This is a genomic window from Microbacterium sp. 22303, from assembly GCF_052045265.1.
GTDB lineage: Bacteria > Actinomycetota > Actinomycetes > Actinomycetales > Microbacteriaceae > Microbacterium.
This window is the reverse complement of the sequence record NZ_JBQEOQ010000001.1, coordinates 252,833-278,925: the sequence shown is the minus strand read 5'-3', so window position 1 is coordinate 278,925 and position 26,093 is coordinate 252,833. Positions and strand designations below refer to the sequence as shown.

The 26,093-nt window shown below is 69.1% G+C and carries 26 protein-coding genes; 5 read left to right on the top strand and 21 right to left on the bottom strand.

What is annotated here, in order from left to right; genetic code table 11:
- The first annotated feature begins 50 nt into the window (after positions 1–50).
- A complete protein-coding gene (locus ACTJI8_RS01290; protein ID WP_440731608.1) occupies positions 51–512 on the top strand; it encodes a phage tail protein in 462 nt (153 codons plus the stop codon).
- A gap of 56 nt (positions 513–568) precedes the next feature.
- On the opposite strand, the gene ACTJI8_RS01285 is transcribed toward ACTJI8_RS01290, so the two are convergent.
- The 8 genes from ACTJI8_RS01285 to ACTJI8_RS01250 all read right to left on the bottom strand — a co-directional run bounded on the left by ACTJI8_RS01285 (position 569) and on the right by ACTJI8_RS01250 (position 8,206).
- Positions 569–1,720, bottom strand: coding sequence for a hypothetical protein (locus tag ACTJI8_RS01285; protein ID WP_440731607.1), 1,152 nt, complete (start codon positions 1,718–1,720; stop codon positions 569–571).
- Between the two features lie 401 nt (positions 1,721–2,121).
- Complete coding sequence (gene mutM / locus ACTJI8_RS01280; protein WP_440731606.1) at positions 2,122–3,042, bottom strand: bifunctional DNA-formamidopyrimidine glycosylase/DNA-(apurinic or apyrimidinic site) lyase; 921 nt, start codon at positions 3,040–3,042, stop codon at positions 2,122–2,124.
- On the bottom strand, positions 3,035–3,727 hold the full coding sequence (gene rnc, locus ACTJI8_RS01275; protein WP_440731605.1) for a ribonuclease III: 693 nt from the start codon (positions 3,725–3,727) through the stop codon (positions 3,035–3,037). The genes mutM and rnc overlap by 8 nt, the downstream gene beginning before the upstream one ends.
- Positions 3,728–3,741: 14 nt before the next feature.
- The gene (gene rpmF / locus ACTJI8_RS01270; protein ID WP_013586329.1) at positions 3,742–3,951 is read right to left on the bottom strand and encodes a 50S ribosomal protein L32; all 210 of its coding nucleotides are present in this window, start codon (positions 3,949–3,951) and stop codon (positions 3,742–3,744) included.
- A 32-nt stretch (positions 3,952–3,983) separates the two neighbouring features.
- Positions 3,984–4,466: a YceD family protein gene (locus tag ACTJI8_RS01265; protein ID WP_440732421.1), complete on the bottom strand. Its 483-nt coding sequence runs from the start codon at positions 4,464–4,466 to the stop codon at positions 3,984–3,986.
- Positions 4,467–4,605: 139 nt separating this feature from the next.
- Positions 4,606–5,103, bottom strand: coding sequence for a pantetheine-phosphate adenylyltransferase (gene coaD, locus ACTJI8_RS01260; protein ID WP_440731604.1), 498 nt, complete (start codon positions 5,101–5,103; stop codon positions 4,606–4,608).
- Between the two features lie 92 nt (positions 5,104–5,195).
- Complete coding sequence (locus tag ACTJI8_RS01255) at positions 5,196–7,373, bottom strand: ATP-dependent DNA helicase RecG (protein ID WP_440731603.1); 2,178 nt, start codon at positions 7,371–7,373, stop codon at positions 5,196–5,198.
- 62 nt (positions 7,374–7,435) lie between these two features.
- Entirely contained in the window at positions 7,436–8,206 is a 771-nt protein-coding gene (locus tag ACTJI8_RS01250) for an alpha/beta fold hydrolase (RefSeq protein WP_440732420.1), read from the bottom strand.
- A gap of 94 nt (positions 8,207–8,300) precedes the next feature.
- Here ACTJI8_RS01250 and rsmD point away from each other — a divergent pair, with 94 nt between their 5' ends.
- The gene (rsmD, locus tag ACTJI8_RS01245) at positions 8,301–8,876 is read left to right on the top strand and encodes a 16S rRNA (guanine(966)-N(2))-methyltransferase RsmD (RefSeq protein WP_440731602.1); all 576 of its coding nucleotides are present in this window, start codon (positions 8,301–8,303) and stop codon (positions 8,874–8,876) included.
- Positions 8,877–8,883: 7 nt separating this feature from the next.
- Here the strand turns inward: rsmD and thiL are convergent, their stop codons facing one another.
- Positions 8,884–9,918 (bottom strand): thiamine-phosphate kinase, encoded by a 1,035-nt coding sequence (gene thiL / locus ACTJI8_RS01240; RefSeq protein WP_440731601.1) that lies wholly within the window; start codon positions 9,916–9,918, stop codon positions 8,884–8,886.
- A 23-nt stretch (positions 9,919–9,941) separates the two neighbouring features.
- Here thiL and ACTJI8_RS01235 point away from each other — a divergent pair, with 23 nt between their 5' ends.
- On the top strand, positions 9,942–10,469 hold the full coding sequence (locus ACTJI8_RS01235; RefSeq protein ID WP_440731600.1) for a DUF3515 domain-containing protein: 528 nt from the start codon (positions 9,942–9,944) through the stop codon (positions 10,467–10,469).
- A gap of 19 nt (positions 10,470–10,488) precedes the next feature.
- Here the strand turns inward: ACTJI8_RS01235 and ACTJI8_RS01230 are convergent, their stop codons facing one another.
- The 9 genes from ACTJI8_RS01230 to ACTJI8_RS01190 all read right to left on the bottom strand — a co-directional run bounded on the left by ACTJI8_RS01230 (position 10,489) and on the right by ACTJI8_RS01190 (position 19,740).
- On the bottom strand, positions 10,489–11,070 hold the full coding sequence (locus tag ACTJI8_RS01230; RefSeq protein ID WP_440731599.1) for a hypothetical protein: 582 nt from the start codon (positions 11,068–11,070) through the stop codon (positions 10,489–10,491).
- Between the two features lie 133 nt (positions 11,071–11,203).
- A complete protein-coding gene (locus ACTJI8_RS01225) occupies positions 11,204–12,127 on the bottom strand; it encodes a LysR family transcriptional regulator (RefSeq protein ID WP_440731598.1) in 924 nt (307 codons plus the stop codon).
- A 75-nt stretch (positions 12,128–12,202) separates the two neighbouring features.
- Positions 12,203–13,285 carry a D-alanine--D-alanine ligase family protein gene (locus tag ACTJI8_RS01220; protein ID WP_440731597.1) on the bottom strand — a complete coding sequence of 361 codons (1,083 nt, stop codon included), beginning with the start codon at positions 13,283–13,285 and terminating at the stop codon, positions 12,203–12,205.
- A complete protein-coding gene (locus ACTJI8_RS01215; RefSeq protein ID WP_440731596.1) occupies positions 13,191–14,342 on the bottom strand; it encodes an NAD(P)H-dependent glycerol-3-phosphate dehydrogenase in 1,152 nt (383 codons plus the stop codon). The genes ACTJI8_RS01220 and ACTJI8_RS01215 overlap by 95 nt, the downstream gene beginning before the upstream one ends.
- Entirely contained in the window at positions 14,332–15,084 is a 753-nt protein-coding gene (locus ACTJI8_RS01210; RefSeq protein ID WP_440731595.1) for a lysophospholipid acyltransferase family protein, read from the bottom strand. The genes ACTJI8_RS01215 and ACTJI8_RS01210 overlap by 11 nt, the downstream gene beginning before the upstream one ends.
- 1 nt (position 15,085) lies before the next feature.
- Positions 15,086–16,447: a UDP-N-acetylglucosamine 1-carboxyvinyltransferase gene (gene murA, locus ACTJI8_RS01205; RefSeq protein WP_233309300.1), complete on the bottom strand. Its 1,362-nt coding sequence runs from the start codon at positions 16,445–16,447 to the stop codon at positions 15,086–15,088.
- Between the two features lie 75 nt (positions 16,448–16,522).
- The gene (leuD, locus tag ACTJI8_RS01200; protein WP_440731594.1) at positions 16,523–17,119 is read right to left on the bottom strand and encodes a 3-isopropylmalate dehydratase small subunit; all 597 of its coding nucleotides are present in this window, start codon (positions 17,117–17,119) and stop codon (positions 16,523–16,525) included.
- 2 nt (positions 17,120–17,121) lie between these two features.
- A complete protein-coding gene (gene leuC, locus ACTJI8_RS01195; RefSeq protein WP_440731593.1) occupies positions 17,122–18,558 on the bottom strand; it encodes a 3-isopropylmalate dehydratase large subunit in 1,437 nt (478 codons plus the stop codon).
- 180 nt (positions 18,559–18,738) lie between these two features.
- The gene (locus tag ACTJI8_RS01190) at positions 18,739–19,740 is read right to left on the bottom strand and encodes a TerC/Alx family metal homeostasis membrane protein (RefSeq protein ID WP_440731592.1); all 1,002 of its coding nucleotides are present in this window, start codon (positions 19,738–19,740) and stop codon (positions 18,739–18,741) included.
- 380 nt (positions 19,741–20,120) lie between these two features.
- Here ACTJI8_RS01190 and ACTJI8_RS01185 point away from each other — a divergent pair, with 380 nt between their 5' ends.
- Positions 20,121–21,698 (top strand): DUF222 domain-containing protein, encoded by a 1,578-nt coding sequence (locus ACTJI8_RS01185; RefSeq protein WP_440731591.1) that lies wholly within the window; start codon positions 20,121–20,123, stop codon positions 21,696–21,698.
- Between the two features lie 224 nt (positions 21,699–21,922).
- Here ACTJI8_RS01185 and ACTJI8_RS01180 read toward each other — a convergent pair whose 3' ends face one another.
- Both ACTJI8_RS01180 and recO read right to left on the bottom strand, forming a co-directional pair.
- The gene (locus ACTJI8_RS01180; RefSeq protein WP_440731590.1) at positions 21,923–22,732 is read right to left on the bottom strand and encodes an isoprenyl transferase; all 810 of its coding nucleotides are present in this window, start codon (positions 22,730–22,732) and stop codon (positions 21,923–21,925) included.
- Entirely contained in the window at positions 22,729–23,457 is a 729-nt protein-coding gene (gene recO, locus ACTJI8_RS01175; protein WP_440731589.1) for a DNA repair protein RecO, read from the bottom strand. The genes ACTJI8_RS01180 and recO overlap by 4 nt, the downstream gene beginning before the upstream one ends.
- Positions 23,458–23,492: 35 nt before the next feature.
- Here recO and ACTJI8_RS01170 point away from each other — a divergent pair, with 35 nt between their 5' ends.
- A complete protein-coding gene (locus tag ACTJI8_RS01170) occupies positions 23,493–24,179 on the top strand; it encodes a trimeric intracellular cation channel family protein (protein WP_440731588.1) in 687 nt (228 codons plus the stop codon).
- A 130-nt stretch (positions 24,180–24,309) separates the two neighbouring features.
- Here the strand turns inward: ACTJI8_RS01170 and leuA are convergent, their stop codons facing one another.
- Positions 24,310–26,073 carry a 2-isopropylmalate synthase gene (gene leuA / locus ACTJI8_RS01165; RefSeq protein WP_440731587.1) on the bottom strand — a complete coding sequence of 588 codons (1,764 nt, stop codon included), beginning with the start codon at positions 26,071–26,073 and terminating at the stop codon, positions 24,310–24,312.
- Between the last annotated feature and the right edge of the window lie 20 nt (positions 26,074–26,093).

Genomic DNA, 26,093 nt, shown 5'->3' with positions numbered 1-26,093 from the left:
GGATGGGGCCCAGAATGGATCCGTCCCGCCAGCGACCCGAGGAGCACCCCATGAGCAGCATCGTCGACTTCGTCAGCGTCTCGACCGCGGGCCTCGAGTCCTCGCCCATCGCCGAGGCGCTGGCCGGCCTGCGCGCGAACGAGGCGCGGTACATCACCAATAAGTACGGCACGCCCTTCACCGTGAGCACGCCGGAGGAGGATCCGGACACGCTCCACTGGGTCACCGAGATCCTGCGTGACGAGCGCGGCATCGTGATCGCGAGTCCCGCACTCGAGGTCAGCGGCTTCGAGGCGGACGGGATCCGATTCGGCTACGTCTTCTACGCCTCGGGGCTCGCGATCAACGTGATGTACACGATCGCCGACGGAGGCAAGCGCGCGGTCGGTTTCAAGCTGTCGCTCGGCATGGACGCTCCGGAGGAACTGTCAGCCTTCAAGTTCGCACGCCAACGCTCGAAGCTCGCCGGCGAGATCCGCGGCTCCTACTTCGTCATCAAAGGCACGCACTAGCCGCGCCGGGAGCCCTCTTCTCCGCTGGCCACGGTTCTGGATCTTTCTCAGAACGCTCAGTTCGGCAGAGTGGCCTTGTAGATGGCCGCCGCGCCGGTGCCGATGAACACCGTGCTTCCAGAGACGGCGATGCTCTCGGCATTGCCGGTGATCCCACTCACGTCCGCCCGCTTCGTCCAGGTCGACCCGTCCGTGGACGAGTAGACGGCCGGAGCCGTCAGCGAGTTCGCCAGCATGTACGTGGTGCCGCCATCGTGGTAGGTGTCCAGGACGGCGCTGAGACCGGGGCCCGAGATGGTGGTGTACTTCCCCGTGGTCGTGTCGAAGGCCGCGAGGCCGGCCGAGCCGTTCACTGAGACCACGTCGCCGCGGAGCGTCGACTTGGAGAAGACGATCTTCGAGCCCACTGCATCCGCGTGGTAGGGGTGCGGCAGCGTGGCGATGACCGGGCCCGGGTCCACCGTGCTCCAGCCGGATCCGGGCGTGTAGACGTCGAGCCCCGTGTTGTTGTACGCCGTGTGCTGCACGCCGTCCTTGCCGGGGTATTGGAACGCCAGCGAAGCGGCACCCGTGGCAGACATCGTGCTCGCCCGCGTGTAGAGCTTCCCGCCCACGACGGACATCCAGTAGTAGCGGGCGTACTCGCCGTCACCGGGATAGGTCGCCAGTACCGTGGGATCGTCCGCCGCGGTGCGCTCGATGGTCCAGGTCGCGCCGCCGTCGACGGACTTCTTGATCGCGGCGATCGTGTTCGTCGGCCCGTACTCGGCCTTGTCCGGGTTCTGAATCGAACCGGCCAGGAACAGCTCGCCTCCGAGTTCGGCGGAGTCGAACACGTGCACGAACGGGGTGTTCGCCACATAGCTGCCGAGATGCGTCGCCGAGTCGTAGAGGCCGTAGTTCGCCGGCGACGTCCAGCTGACCCGCGGGTCCATGTTCGGGGCATAGACGTTGCCGTCCCACACCCGCAGGGTGTGGATCTCCTCGGCCGGCATGCCCGTGACCTCGCGCTTCTCGGCCCCGGTCGCGATCGAGTAGGAGTTCAGGCTCACCGGCCCGGTGTTGATGTTGTAGTCGCCGTAGCCGGCGAAGACCTTGCCATCGGCGACGGCCAGATCGTGGATCCCCGAGTGGAACGTGCTCTGCGCCCCGACCCAGCTCGGGACCGCCTTCGCATCGCTGTTCGTCGCGAAGAGAGAAGCCTTCACCGCTGAGGTCGTGGTTCCTCCACCCGGCTTGGACGGGCCTTTCCCCGTGTGCACGGATGCCGTCAGCTGCGCAGGCACCGATGTCGGAACCGCGTTCGCGGGCACTGCGATGCCCAGCGTGCACATCCCAACCAGGGCGAGAGCGGGTGCTGCACGAAAAGCAGCGCGGGCGAGCCGGCTGCCGGCGCGAGATCCGGAATTCACGATCGACCGCATGAGCGTGGAACCTTTCGGTCTGGGTTGGAGCTTGGTGCGGAGCATGACGAAATTGAGGATTATTCTGCTATATCGGAAGGCGCCGGAGGAAATCAGAGAGAGCCCGATGCGCGACGCCCCGGCGCTCGACGCGCTTGACCCGCATCCACAGACTCGAGCGCCTCAGCGAGGGAACCCCGCGCCCGTCAGTCGCTCGAGGTGGGAGCCTTCCTCTGGCATCGCGGGCAGAAATGACTCGAGCGGTTCATGAAGGCGTCGCGGCGGATCGGGCCCCCGCAGCGCGGGCACGGCTGACCCGTACGACCGTAGGCGTTCAGCGAGTGCGCGAAGTAACCGGCCTCGCCGTTGACGTTGACGTACTGGGCGTCGAAGCTGGTGCCGCCCTCGGCCAGCGCCTTCTCCAGCACGGCGCGCACCTCGGCCAGCAGGCGGTTCACCGCCACAGTGGACAGTGCGGAGGCCGGGGTCTCGGGGTGGATGCGGGCGGCCCAGAGCGACTCATCGGCATAGATGTTGCCGACGCCGCTAATGAGATTCTGATCCAGCAGCACGCGCTTGATCGCGCTCGACCGTGTCCGCAGCGCGCTGCGGAACACTTGACCCCGGAACGCCTCATCCATGGGGTCCCGCGCGATATGCGCGACCTGCGACGGAAGGAGCGGTGCGTCACTCCCCCAGCCCGCGGCTCGTCCATCGGCCGTCGCCACCAGCTCATCCACGGCGAGAGATCCGAAGGTGCGCTGATCGGCGAAGACGACGGCCAGCTCGCCGTGCTGCGGATGCTCGATCAACAGCCGGATCCGCTCATGCCGCTCGGTGGCCGCGTCCGGGCGGCGCAGCAGCAGCTGCCCAGACATGCCGAGATGCCCTACGATCGCGGCGCGGCCGCCGGCGCCGTCGGTCTCCAGCGGCATCCAGAGGAACTTCCCCCGGCGAGCAACCGTCGCGACCTCGGATCCTTCCAGCCGCGCGACGAAGTCCGCGGCGCCCGCGGCGTGCCGCGTGAGTGCGCGCTCATCGTGCACGGCGACCGAGACGATGGTCGCCCCGGTCATCGCCGGAGCGAGCCCGGCGCGGACGACCTCGACCTCGGGGAGCTCAGGCACGGTCGCTGAGCGCGTGCCAGGCGGCGAGGGCCGCGGCCATCTCGGCCGTCTTCTTGCTCGTGCCCGTGCCGTTCGTCGCGATCTCGCCCACGGTCACGGTCGCGGTGAAGCGCCGGTCGTGATCGGGGCCGGTCGATGCCACCTCGTAGACGGGCGCGCTGAGTCCGTGGTGCGCGGAGAGCTCCTGCAGCGCGGTCTTCGGATCCATCGCCGCGCCGTACCGCTCCGGGTCGGCGAAGAGCGGCTCGATGAGCCGCAGCACGAGCGCCGTCGCCGCCTCGGGACCTGCGGACAGGTAGGTGGCCCCGAACACCGCCTCCATCGTGTCGGCGAGGATCGAGTCCTTGTCGCGGCCGCCGGTGCGCTCCTCGCCGTTTCCGAGCAGGATGTGCGCGCCGAGGCCGATGCCACGGGCGACCTCTGCCAGGGCGACGGTCGACACCACGCTCGCACGCCGCTTCGCCAGGGACCCCTCGTCGAGGTCCGGGAGCGTCGTGTAGAGCATGACGGTCACAGCCTGGCCGAGCACGGAGTCGCCGAGGAACTCGAGACGCTCGTTGTGCGGGATGGCGCCGTTCTCGTACGCGTACGAGCGATGCGTGAGCGCAAGCTGAAGCAGCTCGGGGTCGATGTCGACCCCGAGCTGCTCAGAAAGCGGGCGCGTCCCTACGGGGACTTCTGCCATGATCGACGGATCGATCAGACGTCGGCGACCTTGCGGCCCTTGTACTCGAGGAACAGCTCGGTGCCCTGCGAGTCCGTGACGACCTTCGCCTGGTGAGGACGGCTGTAGACGACCTTGCCGTTCTCGATGGTCTTGACGAGGGCAGGAGCCTCCGCCTTCCACTGCGCGCGACGCGAGCGGGTGTTCGAACGGGAGACCTTGCGCTTCGGGGGGTTACCGGCCATGGTTTGCTACTTTCTGTGCTCTGGGCGCGCAGTTATTCTGCTGCTTGCTTTTCGACGGTGCCGTCGTGGTCTGTGATCTGCTGGAGCGCAGCCCATCGAGGATCGACAGGAGCGTCCTGCTCTTTCCCGGCGCTTCCGGTCAGCCGCTCGCCGGTCTCGGGGTCGAGTCCAGGGCAATCCGGCTGACACACCGGCTGAAACGGGAGCGCCAAAACCACCGCGTCCCTGACCAGAGTTTCAAGATCCACGTGGTCGTCTTGAACCTCGAAGTCGTTCGCTTCCTCTCCAGGGTACGCGAAAAGCTCTTGAAACTCGACTTCGACAGGCTCTTCGATCGGATTCAGGCATCGACCGCACTCTCCGCGGTACGTCGAATCGACCTCGCCGGTGACGAGGATCCCCTCGTGCACGGACTCCAGCCGGACGTCGAGATCGAGTCCCTCGCCCTTCTCGACGGAGACGAGACCCTCGCCCCACTGCTCAGGCAGAGGAATCGTCATCCGGAACTCTCGCATCTCACCGGGTCGACGAACGATGTCGTGCGCGGACAGCGAGAATGGTCCTTTGCGTCGGGTCTTCACCGGTTCAGTCTACTGGGCGCACCTGGGCGGAGGCCGGGCCCTCCGATGGGCTCAGGGACCGGCGGGCTGCCGTTCAGATGCCGCGGGCACCGGTGTCGAGGAAGCGCGCGACGGCCGGCGGCACGAACGGGGACACGTCGCCGCCGAGCGCGGCGACCTGCCGCACGAGCGAACTGGAGACCAGGGCGTGCGCCGGATCCGGCAGCAGGAACACGGTCTCGATGTCGGCGAGGTGGCGGTTCACGATCGCCATCGGCGACTCGTACGCCACGTCGACCTGCGAGCGGATGCCCTTGATCAGCACACCCGCGTTCACATCGCGGGCGTAGTCGACGAGCAGACCCATGCTCCAGGATCCGACGATGACGGTGCCCGTCACGCCGGCTTCTGCGATCGACTCCTCCAGCAGTGCGAGTCGCTGCGCCACCGGCAGCATGGCCTGCTTGTCGGGGTTGTGCACCACCAGCACGTGCAGCTCGTCGTAGAGGGCGGCGGCGCGTCGGATGACGTCCAGGTGGCCGAGGGTCGGCGGGTCGAAGGAACCGGGGACGACGGCGATCCGAGCGCTCATGCGCCCAGCCTAGCGGCGCGGATCTCTGCGTCAGCCGCATGCGCCGTTCGACGAGCGCCCTCCGACGCGCTCAGGGGGCCGCGCGGGAGGAGTCAGTTCTTGGCGAGGGCGGCACGATCGTCGATGCTGAGGCGCTGCGCCATCGCCGCGCGCAGCCCGTCGTGCTGCTGCAGCGCGGGATCCGCCTCGATGATCTCCTCGGCGATCGCGCGGGCCTGGGCGATCAGATCCGCGTCCTTGATGACCCGCAGCAGCTTCAGCGACGACTTCGCACCCGACTGGCGCGCTCCGAGCACGTCGCCCTCGCCGCGCAGGTCGAGGTCGACCTCGGCGAGGACGAAGCCGTCGAGCGTCGCGGCCACCGCATCGACCCGGTCGCGGGCCGGCGTGCCCTGCTCGGCCTCGGTGACCAGCAGGCACAGGCCGGGCACCCCGCCGCGACCGATGCGGCCGCGCAGCTGGTGCAGTTGGGAGACACCGAAACGGTCGGCCTCGAGCACGATCATGGTCGAGGCATTCGGCACGTCGACACCGACCTCGATCACGGTGGTCGCGACGAGGAGGTCGATCTCGCCACGGGCGAAGGCCTGCATGATCGCGTCCTTCTCGTCCGCGGCCATACGGCCGTGCAGACCGGCGATGCGCACCGCGCCCAGCTTCGGGTGCGTGCTGAGCGCGGCCAGCAGCTGCACCACCCCCCAGCGCGGTCCGCGGCTCTCCTGCTCCTCATCCGCGAAGTGCTCCTGGTCCGCCTCCTCCGCGCCGTCATCGGTATCGATCGCGGCGCACACGGCGAACACCTGGCGCCCCTTCTCGATCTCCTCCGCGGCGCGCTCCCACACCCGGGTGAACCAGCCGGGGTGGTCGGCGAGGGGCGCGACGAAGGTCTCGATGCCTGCGCGCCCGCTCGGCATCGTGCGGATCACCGAGATGTCGAGATCGCCGAACACGGTCATCGCGACCGTGCGCGGGATCGGGGTGGCCGTCAGCACCAGCGCGTGCGGGCTGGTGCCCTTGGCACGCAGCGCTTCCCGCTGCTCGACGCCGAAGCGATGCTGTTCGTCGACCACCACGAGCCCCAGATCAGCGAAGGTCGTCTTCTCCCCGAGCAGTGCATGCGTGCCCACCACGATGAGTGCCTGGCCCGCCGCGACGCGCAGCGCAGCTTTGCGCCGTTCGGGCGCGGACATCTGCCCCGTGAGCAGCGTCGGCATCACCAGGGGGGCGAGCTTCGGCCCGAGCATCTTCGTGATCGAACGCAGGTGCTGAGCCGCGAGCACCTCGGTCGGCGCGATCAGCGCCGCCTGACCGCCCGTCTCAGCGACCTGAAGCATGGCGCGCAGCGCGACCAGCGTCTTTCCGGATCCGACCTCTCCCTGCACCAGCCGGTTCATGGGCGCGCCGCCGACCAAATCCGCGGCGATCGTCTCGCCCACCGACTCCTGGTCGGGCGTGAGCTCGAACGGCAGCGCGGCGTCGAAGCGCTCCAGCAGCCCGCCCGGCTTCGCCGGGCGAGCGGTGGCGTCGAGCATGCGCACGAGATAGCGCTGCTGCATGAGCGCCGTCTGAAGAGTGAGCGCCTCGTGCATCCGCAGCGTGCGGATCGCCGGAGCGATCTCGTCCTTGGTGCTCGGCCGGTGGATGCGCTCCAGCGCAACGCGGGCGTCGACGAGCCCCTCCTGGAGGCGCACCGCATCGGGGACCGGTTCCGGCACCGGCCCGAGCTCGTCCAGCACCGTGCCGATCATCTTCTCGATCTGCCACGTGGTGAGGGCCGCCGTGGCCGGGTAGATCGGCAGCGGCGTGGTCACCAGCACATCGGCCTGAGTGCGCGCGCGCAGCTCATCGTCGAACATCTCGTACTGCGGGTGCGCGAACTGCGTCACGCCGCGGTAGTCGCCGACCTTGCCGGTGAACACCCCGCGCCTGCCGACCCGCAGCTCCTTCTCGCGCCATTCGAGCTGTCCGCGGAACTTGGCGAAGAACGTCAGCACCATGCGGCCGACGCCGTCGCCGATGTCGACCGTCATCATCGCCCCGCGGCGATTCTTCATGTCGCGGACGTCGACCTTCATCACCTCGGCGACGATCGTGACCGTCTCACCCTTCGGGAGATCGAGGATCGGCGTGAGCTCGCCTCGGTTGGCGTACCGGCGCGGGTAGTGCGAGAGCAGATCCCACACCGTGCTCATGCCGAAGGCCTTCTGCAGCGTCTTCGCATTCCCGTCGCCGACCGCGACAGCGAGCGGCGAGTCGAGACGGAGCGGCATGCTCAGAAGTCTAGAACGGCGCGCGGACACCGCCCTCGTCCACGACCCGGGGCAGCGCCTGGTCAGTTCTCCTGCAGGAACTCCAGGGCTGCCTCCCGGAACGCCTTCGACCCCGGTGCGTTGAAGTGATGCCGGCCGGGGATCTCGAAGAACCGTCCCTGCGGCGTCGCCTCCGCGAGTCGCACGGAACCAGCGATCACGGCGTCCTCGGACCCGGTCGCGAAGAGCACCGGCTGCGTCGGCGCCGTCGCGGGGTCCGGATCCATCGATCCCGATTCCCGCATGCCCTGGGCGAGCGCGATCAGCGCGCTCAGGTCGTTGCCGGGGACGCGCTCCGTCAGCGCGATGTAGTTCTGCGTGACCCGATCCGTGACCGGCGTGCCCTCGTCGATGAAGCGGCGCACCTGGTCCAGATCGAGCCGGCCGAGCGGGATCCCGTCTGGCACGCCGCCGAGCACCGCCCGCGGGATCCGGTCGCCGAGGTCTTGAAGGACCTGCCAACCCACCCGCGCTCCCAGCGAATAGCCGACGTAGAACGCGTCGTCGACGAGGTAGGTGTCCAGGACCTGCTCGACGTCCGATGCGAGCGTGCGCACGTTGTAGCCGACGGCATCGTGCGGCTTCTCGCTCGCGCCGTGCCCGCGCTGGTCGACACCGAGCACGCCGTAGCCTGCCTGCTGCAGCATCCGGATCCACCCGGTGAGCACCCAGTTGTCGCGCGTGCTGGAGGCGAAGCCGTGCACGATGAGCACCACAGGGCCCTCGAGCTCTCCCCAGACGTAGGTGGCGATCGCGACGCCCTCCCCCGCTTCGATGAACTGCGGCTGCGGCATGCGGGTCAGATCGGCGAGGCTCTCGGGCACGCTCCTATCCTGCTCCCTTCCGTGCCCTCCGCGGCGAATGAGTCGCGGCGCATAAGGTGAACAGGTGACGAGAATCATCGCCGGATCCGCCGGCGGCACCCGCCTGGAAGTGCCGGGACAGGGGACGCGGCCGACGAGCGATCGGGTGCGCGAGTCGCTGTTCGGCGCTCTCGCCTCCATGGACGCGATCGCCGATGCGCGCGTGCTCGACCTGTACGCCGGATCCGGCGCCCTGGGCCTGGAAGCGCTCAGTCGCGGCGCCCGCAGCACCGTGCTCGTCGAACGAGGACGCGGCGCCGCAGCCGTGATCCGCCGCAATGCGGCTGCCGTCTCCAAGGCGCTGGGCGGGGACGCCGCGGGGAGGACGACCGTGCAGGAGTCCTCCGTGCATGCATACCTCGTCCGCGCCACGGGACTGTTCGACCTGGTCTTCTCCGACCCGCCCTATGATCTGACCGACGCCGAGATGAACGCCGACCTGGTGGCGCTCGCTCCCCTGCTCTCCCCCGACGCCGTCGTCGTCATCGAGCGCGCGAAGCGCTCCACTCCGCCGGATCTCGCCGCCGCCGGCCTCGCCCTCATCCGCGAGAAGGCCTACGGAGACACCGCGTTGTGGTGGGCGGAGCCGGGCGCGTCCTGACCGTCGATCAGTGCGGAGCGTCGGCTCCCGCATCGCGGTAAGGGTCCCAGCCGAGCGGGCCGACCGGCTCGCCGTCGCACAGCACCGGAGCGTCGGTCACGGCCGCGACCACGGATCCGATCCGCCGGAAGCCCGGCGGCAGCATCCCCGGAGGGAACGTGGCGAGCAGGGCGTGGTCCTCGCCGCCGGCGAGCGCCCGGTGCGGATGCGCCCCCAGGGCAGATCGCTCCAGCGCGAGCGTCACGCCGGAGGCCTCGGCCATGCGGCCCGCATCCAACGCGAGGCCATCGGAGACGTCCATCATCGCGGTGGCCCCGGCGATCGCGGCCATCGGGCCGAGTCCGATCGGCGGCGCGGGGCGCAATTGGGCGGCGATCGCATCGGCCTCGCCCTCCGTCAGGGCGGCGGCGACCACCGGCACCGCCACGCCGTCGGGGTGGAAGCGCCGGAACAGCACGGAGAGGCCGTGCCCGGCGAGGCCCATCTCGCCCGCGATCGCGAGGTCATCCCCCACGTGGGCGCCGGCCCGTGTGACAGCCGCACGCCCTTCCAAGTCCCCGAGCGCCGTCACGGCGATCATCAGCGTCGCCGACACGGTCAGATCGCCGCCGACGACCGCGCATCCCGGAGCGAGCGCGGCGCACGCCTCGCGGAAGCCGTCGGCGATCGCGGCGACGAAGGAGAGCCGACGATCCTTCGGCACCGCGAGCGCCACGAGCAGCGCCGTCGGGCGCGCCCCCATCGCGGCGATGTCCGCGAGATTCACGGCCGCCGACTTCCACCCCAGGTCGTAACCGCTCGACCAGGCCGCGCGGAAGTCCGGCCCCTCCACGAGCGTGTCGGTGGTCGCGACGACCGAACCGGAGGGCGCGGCGATCACGGCGGCGTCGTCTCCCGGACCGAGCACAGTGTCGCGCCCCGCGGGCGTGCGCGCCAGGATCGTGCGCAGCACGCGTCCCTCGCTCACCTCGCCGATCATCGGATCGTCGGATCGGGGAGCCTCCGCGGTCACATCGGATCCGGGAGCTGAAAGGTCCACCATGCTCTCAACGGTAGCCTGGAGGGATGCCCCGCCGTCTCTCCGTCGCCACCGTCCTCGTGCTCGCGACGGCGCTGCTGGCCGGGTGCAGCTCGACGGTGCATCTGAACCCCGCGGACGACGCGAACGACCCGCGCTGCGCGGATGTGTCGGTGCGGTTGAGCAACGTCCCGTCGATCGACGGGCACGATCGGCGCTGGACGGATGCCCAGGCCACCGCGGCGTGGGGCGACCCCTCCGTGGTGCTGCTCACCTGCGGCCTGCCGGAGGCGGAGCCGACGAGCGCTCTGCAGTGCATCTCCCTGCAGGGCATCGACTGGCTCGTGGACGATTCCAAGAGCCCTTATCTCACGCTCACCACGTACGGCCGCAAGCCCGCCGTGCAGCTCTACATCAACAGCAAGCCCGATGCACCGGGCAAGGGTGTCAGCGCCAATGACGTGATCGGCAATAAGAGCCTCGCTGCGGCGATCGCGACCATCCCCGCCACGCACGCCTGCACCGATCGGCCCGGGGCGGACACGGCGACACCGGCTCCGACTCCGGCCGGCTGACGCGAGCGCTCAGGACGGTTCAGTCGGGCGCGCCGCCCGCCGCTCCCGTCAACGACGCCGTCGGTACCGGATCGACCGCGGGATGATCGTCATCGGGCCCGTGCTGCAGGAGGATCTCGGCGAGCGCCGGGATCCAGATCAGCGTGGCGAGCTGGATCGTCAGCCATGCGCCGTGCGGCGTCGTGACGCCGATGACGAACGCCGCACCGATCGGCACCGCGGCCAGGAACACGAACGAGGAGACCCCGGCGAGCCGGCGCACCCACGGCCGGCTTCGGTCGGAGAACAGGAAGCCGGCGCCGATGAACGCCGCCAGCAGCGGCAGGGTCGCCGGATCCGCGAGCATGACGAACGGCGCGAGCGTCAGCCAGGCGGCTCTACGCCGGCGGCGCGCGATCCGGCGGGCGAAGGCCCAGCCGAACAGAGCGCCCATGATCGTTCCCGGCACCAGGATGAAGCCGAACGTTCCGAGCCAATGGAACTCCGACTCGAAGCCGGCGAGCTGCGCCATCATGCCGCGCATGGAGGCGGCCCAGCCGAGGCCCCCGACCGCGCCGATCGCGATCGGCAGCACCACTCCTGTTCGCCTCGTCGCGCTCATGACCGCTCCTTCTCGCGCCCCACGACGCCGCGCCGCACATCGCGGCCGGATCATGCTGACGTTCTACCAGGGAAGCGGGTGGTCCGCGGGATCGTTTCCTCTGCGGAAACAGCGGACGAACGCCCGGCATCGCTCAGCGTCGCGCGGACGGTGCGGCCCGGGTGATCGCCTCGGTGAAGTCCGCGAACAGCGCGATCATCGCCAGGAGCTCGGGTCTGACGTCCGCTGACCGATGATGCATGTAGTACCAGCACGCCGGGACACCGTCGAGCTCGACCCATTTCAACGCGGGCGGCAGGGCCGCGACCAGGGCAGCGGGAACCACGGTGATCCCGGACCCCACGAGCAGCTGCCCGGCGACATCCGACGTTCGCGACGCCGGCAGCCGGACCAGCGCCGCGTCGGCGAGCGGTCGGACGTCCGCGAGGACGAACGGATCCATGTAGCTCGCCGGCAGCTCCGGAGAATACAGCAGCGGCTGCCGGGCGAACTCCGCCACCGGCACGCTGCGTCGATGGGTGTACGGGTGTCCGGTCGGGATCAGGCCGACGCGCCGCAGTTCCCCGAGCCGTGTCGAGGACACCTCTTCGGACTCCGAGACGCCGAACGTGAGCGCGGCGTCGACGGTGCCGTCGGCCAGGTCAGGATCCAGCCGTTCGAATGCTGTCGGCACGAGCACGACGCCGACGCCGGGAAAGGCGTGCGAGAGCGCGAGTTCGAGCGTCGCGAGTGCAGCCGGCATCAGCGGGGCCACCGCATCCACGCCGGCGGGGAACGCCACGCGCAACCGCTCTGTCGGCTCCGCGACGGCCGCGAGCTGCGCGGCCTGAGCAGCCTCCAGCACCCGCGGCGCGAACTGGAGGAACCGGCGCCCTGCCGCGGTGAGCCCGAACACGCCTCCGGAGTCCCGCTCGATGAGCGGGATCCCGAGTTCCGTCTCCAGCCGTTGCACCCGTTTGGTCACGGCCGAGATCGACACCCCGAGTTCCGCCGCCGCGCGCCCGAAATGGCGATGACGGACCACCGCGAGGAAGGAGGTCAGCGCGATGATGTCCACCGCATCCTCCCCTCGGCACGGGCGTTGCAGAACGCCAGGATGCCCCTGCGCCGAAGAGCGCGCAAGAGGGCAGGATCAGCGCCGCAGACCCGCCTCGATCAGCTCGGTGATGAGATCGCGGTAACTGAGCCCCGAGGCGATCCAGCACTTCGGGAACATCGAGATCGGAGTGAAGCCGGGCATCGTGTTCAGCTCGTTCACGACGAGGGTGCCGTCGGCCGTGAGGAACATGTCGACGCGTGCGAGACCGCGTCCGTCGACCGCCTCGAACGCGCTGATGCCGGCGTCCTGGATCGCGCCGATCTCGGCCTCGTCCAGCTCTGCCGGGCAGACCACGTCCACGCCGTCTCCGCCGAGGTACTTGCCCTCGAAGTCGTAGAAGCCCCGGGACGTCAGCACGATCTCGCCCGGCACCGAAGCACGCGGTCCCTCGGCGCCCTCGAGGATCGCCACCTCGATCTCACGGCCGACCACTCCGGTCTCCACGAGCACCTTGTCGTCCTCGGCCAGAGCGATCCGCATGGCCTCGTCGAACTCCGCGGGATCCGTCACCTTCGAGACGCCGACGCTCGACCCGGCACGGGCCGGCTTCACGAACAGCGGCGATCCGAGCCCGGCCGCGGCAGCGCGCACGCTCTCGGGATCCTGCGCCCACTGCCGCGCGCGCACGGTGATCCAGGGCGCCACGGCGATGCCAGCGGCCTGCAGCGCGACCTTCATGAAGTGCTTGTCCATGCACAGCGCGGAATCCAGCACCCCGCCGCCGGCGTAGGGCACCTCGAGCGTGTCGAAGTAACCCTGCAGTGTGCCGTCCTCGCCGTGCGGACCGTGCAGCAGGGGAAGCACCACATCGATCGCGCCGAGGTCCTCGATCGTGCCGTCGGCGCGCGTCACGCGCAGCGTGCGGATCCCGCCGGGCTCCGGCCACTGGATCCGAGTGCCGTTGTCCACGACCTCGGGCAGATGCGCGGCGTCGAGCGGGAACTTGTCCGGCTCGTCGTCCTCCAGGACGAACGCTCCTTCACGGGTGATCCCGACGGGGATGACGTCGTAGCGTTCCCGGTCAAGGGCGCGGAGCACCCCTCCCGCCGTGGCGGAGCTGATCGAATGCTCGCTGGAGCGCCCTCCGAAGAGCACCACCACCGTCTGCTTGTCCATTGCCCGTCCCTTCCCCCTGCGGGGTGTCGTCGTCGGTGGTCAGATGGGGGGCGATGTCGCGCGGATCCATGGTGCCGTCCAGCACCATCTTCACCTGCTCGACGATCGGCATCTCCACGCCGGCGGCGCGGGCCAGCTGCAGGATCGGCGCGACGGACGCGAGTCCCTCGGCTGTCTGCTGCATCTGCTTGACCACGTCTTGGAAGCTGTATCCCTGACCGAGCAGGCGCCCGGCGGTGTTGTTGCGGCTGAGCGGCGACTGGCACGTCGCGATCAGATCGCCGAGGCCGGCCAGACCCTGCAGGGTCCCCGGCTGTGCGCCGTTCGCCACCGCGAAGTCGGTCATCTCGACCAGACCCCGCGTGATGATCGACGCCTTGGTGTTCTCGCCGTAGCCGACGCCGTCGACGATGCCGATGGCGACCGCGATCAGGTTCTTCAGCACGCCGCCGAACTCCGTACCGATCACGTCGGTGTTCACGAAGCTGCGGAAGTAGTGGTTGCGCGCGGTGCGCGCCACGATGTCGGCCGTCTCCTGGCTGTTGGAGGCGATGACGGCCGCGGTGGGCTGCTCGCGCGCGATCTCGAGCGCCAGGTTGGGGCCGCTCGCGACCGCGATCCGGTCGGGGTCGCAGCGCAGCTCCTGCTCGATGACCTGGCTCATCCGCAGGCCGGTGCGCTTCTCGACGCCTTTCATGAGGCTGACCACGGGGACGTCGGAGTTCTGCAACAGCGGACGCAGTGCCTTGAGGTTCTCCCGCAGCGTCTGGCTCGGCACCGAGAGGTACACCTGCTCGGCGCCCTGGATCGCCTCGGCCAGGTGATGCGTGGCCGTCATCGATCGTGGCAGGTTGATGCCGGAGAGGTATTGCGAGTTGCGCTTCGCCTCGGCGATCTCGTGGGCCAGCTCCTGTCGGCGCGCCCACATCGTCACCTGCGCGCCGCCGTCGGCCAGGATCTTTCCGAAGGTGGTCCCCCAGCTCCCGGCACCGATCACCGTCACGCGCGGCCCGAGCGGGATCGAGGCGGTGCGCGGGGCCGCGTTCCTAGGAGTCAAGACGCCCCGTCTCCTTCTGGCCGTGCTCGGTCGGATTCCACCGCTCGGCGGGAGCCTTCTCGCCGCGGAGCTCCTCCAGGAGCACCGTGATGGCGGCCATGAGCCGGTCGTTCGCTTCCACGAGCGCGGCACGCTCGCCTCCTCGACCGTACAGGTCGGAGACGTCGACCGGATCCCCGATGAGCACGTCGACCTTCTTGCGCGGCGGCCAGAGGCGGAGGCCCTTCTGGTAGCGGCCCATGATGTTCTGCGTGCCCCACTGCGCCATCGGGATCAGCGGGATCTCGCCGGCGAGGGCGAGACGGACGGCACCGGTCTTGCCGCGCATCGGCCACAGCTCCGGATCCCGGGTGAGCGTGCCCTCCGGGTAGACGATGACCCCGCGTCCGTGCTTCACGAGCTCCTCGGACTGCACCAGCGTCTGCTTCGCCGCCGCTGCGGACGAGGCCCGGGCCACGGGGATCATCCCCGTGCCGCGCAGCGCCCAGCCCAGGACCGGCACGCGGAACAGGCTCTCCTTCGCCATGAAACGGGGCGCGCGGCCGAGCCGCCACACGGCGACCGCGACGATCAGCGGGTCGAACTCCGAGTAGTGGTTCGGCGCCAGCACGAAGGCGCCTTCGCGGGGCAGCCTCTCGGCGCCGCGGATTCGGATCTTCGCCAGGAACGAGACGAACGGCACCACGAAGACGCCGAGGAACCAGAACAGGCTCGGGCGTGTCTTCTCGGCGGTCGCGCGCATGTCAGCCGATCACGTCGAAGTCGGCGCCCAGCGCGGTGAGCTTGTCGAGGAACTTCTCGTAGCCGCGGCTGAGGATGTCGACGCCGGAGACCCTCGACTCGCCGGTCGCGGTGAGCGCGGCGATGACGTGGCTGTAGCCGCCGCGCAGGTCGGGCACCACGATGTCCGCGCCGTGCAACGGCGTCGGGCCCGTGATGACCGCGGCCTGCTCGAGGTCGCGACGCGCCACACGACGCGGGCCGTCCTGGAGACCGTGCGGGTGCACGACGATGTCCGCGCCCATCTTGATCAGCGCGCCGGTGAAGCCCATCCGGTTCTCGTACACCGTCTCGTGCACCACCGAACGGCCGCGCGCCTGCGTGAGCGCGACCACGAGCGGCTGCTGCCAGTCGGTCATGAAGCCCGGGTGCACGTCGGTCTCGACGATCACCGGCTTGAGCTCGCCGTCGCGGCGGAACAGGATTCCGTCCTCGCGTACGTCGAACCAGCCGCCGGCCTTGCGGAAGACGTTGAGGAACGTCAGCATCTCCTGCTGCTTGGCGCCGCCGACGAAGATCTCGCCGTCGGTCGCGAGCGCCGCCGACGCCCAGGACGCAGCCTCGTTGCGGTCGAAGATCGAGCGGTGATCGTAGCCGCGCAGCTTCTCCACGCCCTCGATGAGAATCACCCGGTTGGGCTCGTAGGAGATGATCGCGCCCATCTTCTGCAGCACCGCGATCAGATCCATGATCTCCGGCTCGATGGCCGCGTTGCGCAGCTCCGTCGTGCCTTCCGCGCGCACCGCGGTCAGGAGGACCTGCTCGGTCGCTCCGACGCTCGGGTACGGCAGGTGGATGTTGGCGCCGTGCAGGCGGCTGCCGCCCGTGGACAGCCGGATGCCACTGGGCAGCTTCTCGACGGTCGCGCCGAACTTGCGCAGCGCGTCGAGGTGGAAGTCGATCGGGCGGTCGCCGATGCGGCAGCCGCCGAGGTCGGGGATGAACGCCTGGCCCAGGCGGTGCAGCAGCGGGCCGCAGAACAGGATCGGGATCCGGGAGGCGCCCGCGTGGGCGTCGATCTCCTCGAAGTGCGCCGACTCGACCTCGCTCGGGTCGAAGATCAGCGCGCCGGGCTCGTCGCCCTCGGTGACGCGCACGCCATGCACCTCGAGCAGCGAGCGGACAACGGCGACGTCGGAGAGGTCGGGGACGTCTCGCAGGGTGCTCGCGGTCTCGCCGAGGAGGGTGGCCACCATCGCCTTGGTCGCGAGATTCTTCGCGCCCTTCACGTCCACCCTGCCGTGCAGTGGACGTCCGCCGCGGATTGCCAGGACATCGCCCGAAGGCTTCGAAGCGAGCGTGGTCTCGTGCAGCGGTGTCGTCATTCAGGGCCTCTTCTTGTGGAACGAGCGCGGCCGGAGCCGCCGGGCGGATGCCCTAGGCTCACGGCCGCGTCCGATTCAGAGAACAGGAAGCGTACGTGGCCGCCACGACTCGCGACGGGCCTCGAACTGCGCGATCTTGTCTTCGTTGCGCAGCGTGAGCCCGATGTCATCGAGCCCTTCGAGGAGCCGCCATCTAGTGTAATCGTCGATCCCGATGGAGGTCTGGAAGTCGCCGATCGTGGCGGTGCGCGCCTCCAGATCGACCGTGATCTCCTTCCCGGGATCCTCGTCGATCAGCGCCCAGATCCGCTCGATGTCGGCCTCGTCGACGGTCGCGGCGAGCAGACCCTGCTTTCCCGAGTTGCCGCGGAAGATGTCGGCGAAACGGGGGCTCAGCACGACCTTGAATCCGTAGTCGCGCAGCGCCCAGACGGCGTGCTCACGGCTGGATCCGGTGCCGAAGTCGGGGCCTGCGACGAGCACGGACGCGTTCCGGAACGGCTCCTGGTTGAGCACGAACCCGGGGTCCTGACGCCAGGCGTGGAAGAGCGCGTCCTCGAAGCCGGTCTTGGTGACCCGCTTGAGGAAGACCGCCGGGATGATCTGGTCGGTGTCGACGTTGGATCGCTTCAGCGGCGCTGCGACACCGGTGTGGGTGGTGAACTTCTCCATGCTCAGGCCTCCGCCGTCTCGTTCAGGTCACTCGGGCTGGACAGGGTGCCGCGCACGGCGGTCGCCGCCGCGACAAGGGGCGAGACGAGGTGCGTGCGCCCGCCCTTGCCCTGGCGGCCCTCGAAGTTGCGGTTGCTCGTCGACGCGCAGCGCTCACCGGGCGCGAGCTGGTCGGGATTCATGCCCAGGCACATCGAGCAGCCCGCGAACCGCCATTCGGCGCCGAACTCGGTGAAGACCTTGTCGAGCCCCTCCGCCTCGGCCTCCAGGCGGACACGGGCGGAACCGGGCACGACCATGACGCGCACGCCCTCGGCCTTCTTCTTGCCCTTGATGACCGACGCGAAGGCGCGCAGATCCTCGATCCGGCTGTTCGTGCAGGATCCCATGAACACGGCGTCGACCTTCACGTCCTTCAGCGGAGTGCCCGGCGTCAGATCCATGTACTCGAGAGCCCGCTCGGCCGCGCTGCGCTCGTTGGCATCGGCGATCTGCGCGGGGTCCGGAACCGCGGAGGACAGCGAACTGCCCTGACCGGGATTGGTGCCCCAGGTCACGAACGGCTCCAGCTCGTCGGCATCGATGAACACCTCGGCGTCGAACGTCGCCCCCTCATCGGTCGGGAGCGTGCGCCAATACGCGACCGCGTCATCCCAGTCCTGCCCCTGCGGCGCGTGCGGCTTGCCCTGCACGTACGCGAAGGTGGTCTCGTCCGGGGCGACCATGCCCGCCCGGGCGCCGGCCTCGATCGACATGTTGCAGATCGTCATGCGCCCCTCCATGGAGAGGGCGCGGATGGCGCTGCCGCGGAACTCGAGCACATAGCCCTGTCCGCCGCCCGTGCCGATCTTGGCGATCACGGCGAGGATGATGTCCTTCGCTGTGACGCCGGGGCGCAGCGTTCCCTCGACGGTGATCGCCATGGTCTTGAACGGCTTGAGCGGCAGCGTCTGGGTGGCCATGACGTGCTCGACCTCGCTGGTGCCGATGCCGAACGCCATGGCGCCGAATGCTCCGTGCGTGGAGGTGTGCGAGTCGCCGCAGACCACGGTGATGCCGGGCATGGTCAGCCCCAGCTGCGGTCCGACCACGTGCACGATGCCCTGCTCCGCGTCGCCCAGGGAGTGCAGGCGGACACCGAACTCCTCGGCGTTGCGGCGCAGCGTCTCGATCTGCGTGCGGCTGGTGAGGTCGGCGATCGGCTTGTCGATGGCCAGCGTCGGAGTGTTGTGGTCCTCCGTGGCGATCGTCAGGTCGAGCCGGCGCAGCGGGCGCCCTTCGGCCCGCAGCCCGTCGAAGGCCTGAGGGCTGGTGACCTCGTGCACCAGGTGCAGGTCGATGTAGATGAGGTCGGGCTCGCCGTTCTCGCCCTTCACCACGAGGTGGTCGTCCCAGACCTTCTCGGCCAGCGTCCGGGGGCGGGGGGCTGCGTCATTCATGCGTTGCTTCTCCAGAGGGTCAAGGTGCGGCCCACGCGAGACTCCGCGGCGAGAGAGGCCTAGATCGAGGTCTCGCCGCGGCTGCTAAGGAGAAGCTGCACCGCCTGCATGGCCACGAGTTTACCCCCGGTCAGGGTGGGTGTTTCCCACCCACCCTGACCGGGCGAAGCACCGGACGGGTCACTCCGCGAGCGCGCGCTCCTGACGCTTCTCGCGCCCCGACGCGATCAGGCTCGCGCCGGTGGCGCCGAGCATCGCGACGACGATCACGGTGAGCGACAGCCAGATCGGAACGTCGGGCGCCCACTCGATGGGCTTGCCGCCGTTGATGAACGGCACGCTGTTCTCGTGCATCGCGTGCAGCACGAGCTTCACGCCGATGAAGGCGAGGATCACGGCGATGCCGTAGTGCAGGTAGCGCAGCCGGTCGAGCAGGTCGCCGAGCAGGAAGTAGAGCTGGCGCAGTCCCATCAGGGCGAAGATGTTCGCGGTGAACACCAGGAAGCTGTTCTGCGTGATGCTGAAGATGGCCGGGATCGAGTCGATCGCGAACATCAGATCCGTCACGCCGATCGTGACGAAGACGATGATCATCGGCGTCCAGACACGCTTGCCGTCGACCATGGTGCGCAGCTTCGGACCGTCGAACTCATCGCTGACGGGGACGATGCGTCGCACCAGCCGGACGGCGAAGCTCTCCTTCGCGGCTGTCTCGTCCTCCTGTGCCTTCTCCGGCATCGCCTGACGGATCGCCGTCCAGATGAGGAAGGCGCCGAAGAGGTAGAAGACCGGGGCGAAGTTCTCGATGATCGTGACGCCGAGCAGGATGAAGACGCCGCGCAGCACCAGGGCGATGATGATGCCCACCATCAGCACTTCCTGCTGCAGCTTCCGCGGCACCGAGAACTGGGCCATGATCAGCACGAACACGAAGAGGTTGTCGATCGAGAGGCTGTATTCCAGCGCCCAGCCGGTGAGGAACTCCCCTGCGTGCTGTCCGCCGGCGACCGCCAGCAGGAGGCCCGCGAAGCCCAGGGCGAGCGCTACGTAGAACACCACCCAGAGGGTGGACTCCTTGGTGGAGGGGATGTGCGGGCGCCACCGCACGATCAGTAGGTCGCCGATCAGGATCAGCAGCAGGACGGCGAGCGAGACGACTTCGAACCAGACGGGAACGTCCACAGGGGCCTTTCGAGGGGGTCGGTCAACGGCCGAAAGTCTCTTCCCCGCAGATCAGCGGTCACGCGCCCGGAGGCCCGTCAGCGGGCCTCGTGATGACGATCGCGTGAAGTCGGAATACTCCCCTTCGCAGGAGACAGTCTACCGGACGGGGCGGAAGACGCGCGCTCTCGGTCGGTCTGGATGTGCCTGACTGCGCGGCGCCGGTGAGTGGAACGGGCGGCGGCTGCGCGTGGATCACTGGGCGAAGCGCGTGGCACGCGCGGCAAGAGGCGTGGGTCGATCGTTCTCCACAGGTGGATCGTTGACGCAAGATTCCACAGATCGAATTCGTGGGGTGATCTGGTAATTCGAATGTCGGTAGCCCGGAGGAGAATCAGGGCATGACGACGTTGGAAGCGATCGCGGCGCAGATCCCGACCCTGGCAGGGCGGATCCGTGCAGGCGCGAGCGCTTCCGACACCGCCGCCGTACTCGCGGCCTTGAAAGACTCAGACATCGTCGCAGTTCGTCGCGAGGCCGGTGAGGTGAGGCGGCTCGTCGAGCAGATCGAGGTGATCAGCGCCGGAGTGATCGCCACCCGCTCTTCGCGGGAGGCCGGTCAATCCGGGCTCGCGCAACGGTTCGGGCACAGGTCGGCGGCATCGCTGGTGCAAGAGCTCGGCGGCCTGACTAAAGGTGAGGCGGCACGGCAGGTGCGGGTCGGAGAGGCGCTCCTCGACACGAGCGAGGTCGATGACGTGGGCGAACTCTCGGATGAGACGGGCGAAACCGATGGGTCTGCCTTCGACGACGCGCACGGGAGCGAGGATGCCGACCGCGACGAGGCCTGCGACGATGACCGGCCGAGCGATGACTCCGGTCCCTTCGAGGAAGGCGAGGCGTCCAGCGAGCCGACGGCGGAGGAACCCGTCGCGCGGAACTGGCGGCAGGTGCTGCGGGCTGCGCTGAACGACGGGCTTCTCACCGCTTCGCAGTTCGACGCGATCCGCCGCGGACTCGCCGATCCGCCCGAGGGCGCCGCCGAAGCGTGGGGGCACGCCGCGGCGCAGCTGATCGATGAGGCGGCTCGGCGGACGGTGGAGGAGCTGGCCTCCTCCGCGCGGGCGATCCGAGATCTGCTCGATCCCGAGGGCGCGGAAGAACGGTTCCTGGCGCGGCATGAGAGGCGGGCGTTCCGCACATGGTTCGACGCCGACGGGATGCGACGGGCATCGATCGCGTTCGATGACGAGGGCGGCGCTTTCGTCGAGACGATCTTCGCCTCTGCGCTCCGTCCTCGGCGCGGCGGACCTCGGTTCGTCGATGCGGACGAGAGCGCGCGGGCCGCGGACCTGGTAGCGGATCCGCGCACGAACGACCAGCTCTCCTACGACTTGCTGCTGGATCTGCTCCGCGCCGGCGCCCTCGCCGAACCGGAAGCCGTGTTCGGCACGCGGCAGGCCGGAGTTCGACTGGTGCAGACCATCGACCAGCACGGTGTCCCCGCGCCGGTGGCGATGACGGAGGACGGGCTGATTATGCTGCCCGCGGCGGTGGCCGAACGGCGGATCTGCGAGGCCGGATCCGTTCCCGTGACCGTCGATTCGTGCGGGAATCCGCTCGACGTCGGGCGGGAATCACGCCTGTTCACCCCGCGGCAGCGGATCGGCCTCGCGATCCGCGACGGCGGGTGCCGATGGAACGGCTGCGACCGCCCGGCGTCGTACTGCGAAGCGCACCACATCGACGAATGGGCCCGCGACGACGGACGCACCGACATCGATCGTGGGATCCTGCTCTGTCGGTTCCACCATATGCAGCTGCATCACGGCGGGTGGCGGATCACCCGGTACGGGACGGATGAGTTCGTGCTGCACAGTCGAGGCGGCGAACGGATCGTGCTGCACACGCGGCTTCCACTCCGCTACGCCTGGGGCGACGTGGACCCGCCGCCGAAACGATTCCGCCCCGTCGTCTGAGCGGACCTCGTGGAGGCCGACGTCAGGCGGGGTGAGGTGCCCGCCGAGGCCCCGGGGGGGGAGGGACATCAGGGCCGAGAGGCTGCCAGGTGGCACACCGCCCCTGGCCGAGGCGTGAGGTCAGGGAGGCGCGTGAGGTCAGGGAGGGGCGTGGTGCGCACGTCGACCAACGTGTGACGTCGGGCCGGGAAGTGGTGGTACCCGTGACAGACGATCAGTCCGACTCAGGCCTCTTCGAGCGCATCCGGCGTGTCGACAGCACCGCCGAAACGACGGTCCCGGGCGAGGTAGATCCCGATCGCACGCCACAGCGCTTCGCGGGAGAAGTCCGGCCACAGCGTGTCCAGGAACACCATCTCCGCGTAGGCCGATTGCCACAGCAGGAAGTTCGAGGTGCGCTGCTCTCCCGAGCTGCGCAGGAACAGGTCCACATCCGGCATGTCCGGGATGTACAGGTGCCGGCGGATCGCCTTCTCGGTGATCGCGCTCGGGCGCATCCGCCCTGCCTTCACGTCCTCGGCGATCGCGCGCATCGCGTCCACGAGCTCCACGCGTCCGCCGTAGTTGATGCACATCGTGAGCGTGAGGGTGTCGTTGCCGCGCGTCAGTTCGGACGCGTACTCCAGCTCCTTGATGACGGAGCCCCACAGGCGCGGCTTGCGCCCCGCCCAGCGGATCCGCACGCCCCATTCGTTGAGCTGGTCGCGGCGACGGTGCAGCACGTCGCGGTTGTAGCCCATGAGGAAGCGCACCTCCTCGGGAGAACGCGCCCAGTTCTCGGTGGAGAACGCGTACACGCTGAGGTGCTTGACGCCGGCCTGGATGGCGCCGGCGACGACATCGAGCAGCACCTCCTCCCCCGCCTTGTGCCCCTCGATGCGGTTGAGTCCGCGGCGGTTCGCCCAGCGGCCGTTGCCGTCCATGACGATCGCGACATGGTTCGGCACGGCCGGGAACGCGGGCGGTTGCACTCCGGTCCAGTCCAGGGGACGGTACGGGACGGCGTCCTTGTGCGTGTACGGCTTGGGGCTCAACGGGTTCCCTCCACGAGCGAGAGCGAGCGGATCCCCCGCTCGAGATGCCACTGGGCGTATGCGGCGATGAGGCCGGATGCGGCGGCTGTGTCGCGGACGGAGGCGGAGTCGACCCGCTCCCAGTCCCCCGCGATCAGGGCGCGCAGCACATCGAGCGCCGTGGCGGGGATGCGCGGGCTGCCCGCGGGTGCGCACTCATCGCAGACGATGCCGCCCATCTGGGCGACGAACACCGTGTGCGATCCGGGCTTCGCACAGCGCGCGCAGTCGTCGAACGACGGCGCCCAGCCCGACAGCGCCATGACGCGCAGCAGGTAGGAGTCCAGGATGCTGCGGGAGGCGTGCTCGCCGCGCGCGAGAGCCCGCAGCCCGCCCACGAGCAGCAGATACTGCTCGGGCGTCGCTTCGGCGTCGTTCAGCCGATCGGCCGTCTCGACCATGGCGTTCGCCGCCGTGTAGCGGTCGTAGTGCAGGGCGATGTCGGCGCCATAGGATCCGAGCGACTCCGCCTGCTGCACGATATCGAGCGAACGCCCCTGGTACAGCTGCACGTCCGCGACCATGAACGGCTCGAGACGCGAGCCGAACTTCGACGAGGTGCGGCGCACCCCCTTCGCCACGGCCCTGACCTTGCCGTGTGCACGCGAGAGCATCGTGACAATCCGGTCCGCCTCACCGAGCTTGTGGGTGCGCAGGATCACCGCTTCGTCTCGGTAGGTGGGCATTCCTCGATCATCCCACTCCCGGGGACAATAGAGCTGTGACCGAACCGACCTTCACCATCCCGCTGTGGGCCGATCTGCTGGGCGTGGGCCTGGGCGGCGTGCAGGGCGCCATGTTCGCGAGCGGCTTCCGGGGTGAACGCCGCCTGGATCTGCTGGGCGTGGCCATCATCGGGATCATGATCGGCATGGGCGGCGGTCTCATCCGCGACATCCTGCTGGGCCAGCCGCCCGCATCGCTGCACAGCAACTGGTACCTGCTCACCGCCGGAGGCGCGGCGCTCATCGGCATGCTGCTCGCTGGCCTCTTCCAGCGCCTGAACGCCGTGGTCGTCGGCCTCGACGCCGTGGTGATCGGCATGTTCGGCGCCTTCGGCACGAGCAAGGCGATCGCGTTCGGCCTGCCCGAGGTCCCCGCTGTGTTCATCGGCGTCTGCGCCGCCGCCGGCGGAGGTGTCCTCCGCGACATGCTCATGGGCCTGCCGGTGTCGATCATGCACGTCGGCTCCCTCTACGCGGTCGCCGCCGGCGCGGGCTGCGCCTTCATCGTGGTCGCGCACGCACTCGGCATGGGCATCGTGCCGGCCGCGATCATCGGCATCGTCCTGACCGCGATCATCCGCGTGCTCGCCGTGGTCTTCGACCTGTCGCTGCCCGAGCAGCGCGCCCTGTATCGCCGGCGCGTCGCCGCCGAGACCGGGATGATCCCGATCATCCGCCCCTGAGACACGCCTGCGCCCCGGGCTCGGCAGGTTCTGCCGGACTCGGGGCGCAGGCGCAGTCACGCGGACGGTTGCGCCGCGGACGGATCCTCCGCACACGGGGTGACGGTGCGGAGAAGCTTCGCGCGGGCGCTCAGGCGCTGACGAGGTCCGCCTCGGCGGCGGCCCGCGCACGGATGGAACGGTTCACGCAGGACACGATCGCCTTGAGCGACGCCGTGGAGATGTCACCGTCGATGCCGACGCCCCACAGGCGCTGGTCGCCGACCTGCAGCTCGACGTAGGCGGCCGCCTGGGCGTCGCCACCGGTCGACAGAGTGTGCTCGACGTAGTCGTACAGGGCGATGTCGAAGCCGCGCTCGCGCAGCACCTCGATGAACGCCGCAACCGGACCGTTGCCCCGGCCTTCGGCCTCTACGCGCTCCTCGTCGTCGCGCAGCACGACGTCGAGGGTGACCTCGCCGGACATGTCGCTGTTCGTGCGGGTGCCGAGCAGCTCGAACCGGCCCCACTTGGCGTCGTCGGCCGACGCGGGCAGGTACTCGTCGGTGAAGATCTCCCAGATCTGCTCGCTGGTGACCTCGCCGCCCTCGGCGTCGGTCTTGCCCTGCACGACGCCGGAGAATTCGATCTGCAGCTTGCGCGGCAGGTCGAGCGCGTGGTCCGTCTTCAGCAGATAGGCGACGCCGCCCTTGCCGGACTGCGAGTTGACCCGGATGACTGCCTCGTACGACCGGCCCAGGTCCTTGGGATCGACCGGCAGGTAGGGCACGCCCCACTCGATGTCGTCGACCGTGACGCCCTGAGCCTCGGCCTTCGCGGCCATGGCCTCGAAGCCCTTCTTGATCGCATCCTGGTGGGATCCGCTGAACGCGGTGAAGACGAGATCGCCGGCCCAGGGGCTGCGCTCGGGCACGGGCAGCTGGTTGCAGTACTCGGCGGTGCGCTTGACCTGGTCGATGTCGCTGAAGTCGATCTCGGGGTCGATGCCCTGCGTGAACAGGTTGATGCCCAGCGCGACGAGGTCGACGTTGCCGGTGCGCTCGCCGTTGCCGAACAGGCATCCCTCGATGCGGTCTGCGCCGGCCATGTAGCCGAGCTCCGCGGCGGCGATCGCGGTGCCGCGGTCGTTGTGCGGGTGCAGCGAGAGGATCACGTTCTCGCGGTGGTTCAGGTGACGGCTCATCCACTCGATCGAGTCGGCGTAGACGTTGGGGGTCGCCATCTCGACGGTGGCCGGCAGGTTGATGATGACCTTGCGACCGGGGCTCGGCTGCAGGATCTCCAGCACCTCGTTGCAGACCTCGACGGCGTACTCCAGCTCGGTGCCGGTGTAGCTCTCCGGTGAGTACTCGTAGTAGACCTCGGTGTCGGGGATCCGCTTCTCGAATTCGCGGCACAGGCGCGCGCCCTCGAGCGCGATCTGCTTGACGCCCTCGCGGTCGGAACGGAACACGACCTGGCGCTGCAGCACGCTGGTGGAGTTGTAGAAGTGCACGATGGCCTGCTTGGCGCCGGCGATCGCCTCGTAGGTGCGCTCGATGAGGTGCTCGCGGCACTGCGTCAGGACCTGGATCGTGACGTCGTCCGGGATCAGGTCCTCTTCGATGAGCTGGCGCACGAAGTCGAAGTCGGTCTGGCTCGCGGACGGGAAGCCGACCTCGATCTCCTTGTAGCCCATGCCGACGAGCAGCTCGAACATGACGCGCTTGCGCTCAGGGGACATCGGGTCGATGAGGGCCTGGTTGCCGTCGCGCAGGTCGACCGCGCACCAGCGCGGCGCCTTCGTGATGCGGGCCGAGGGCCAGGTGCGGTCGGGCAGATCGACAGCGATCTGCTCGTGGTACGGCCGATACTTGTGGACCGGCATCGTGGTGGGGCGCTGGTTGTTCTTCATGAGGGTTGCTCTTCTCGTCG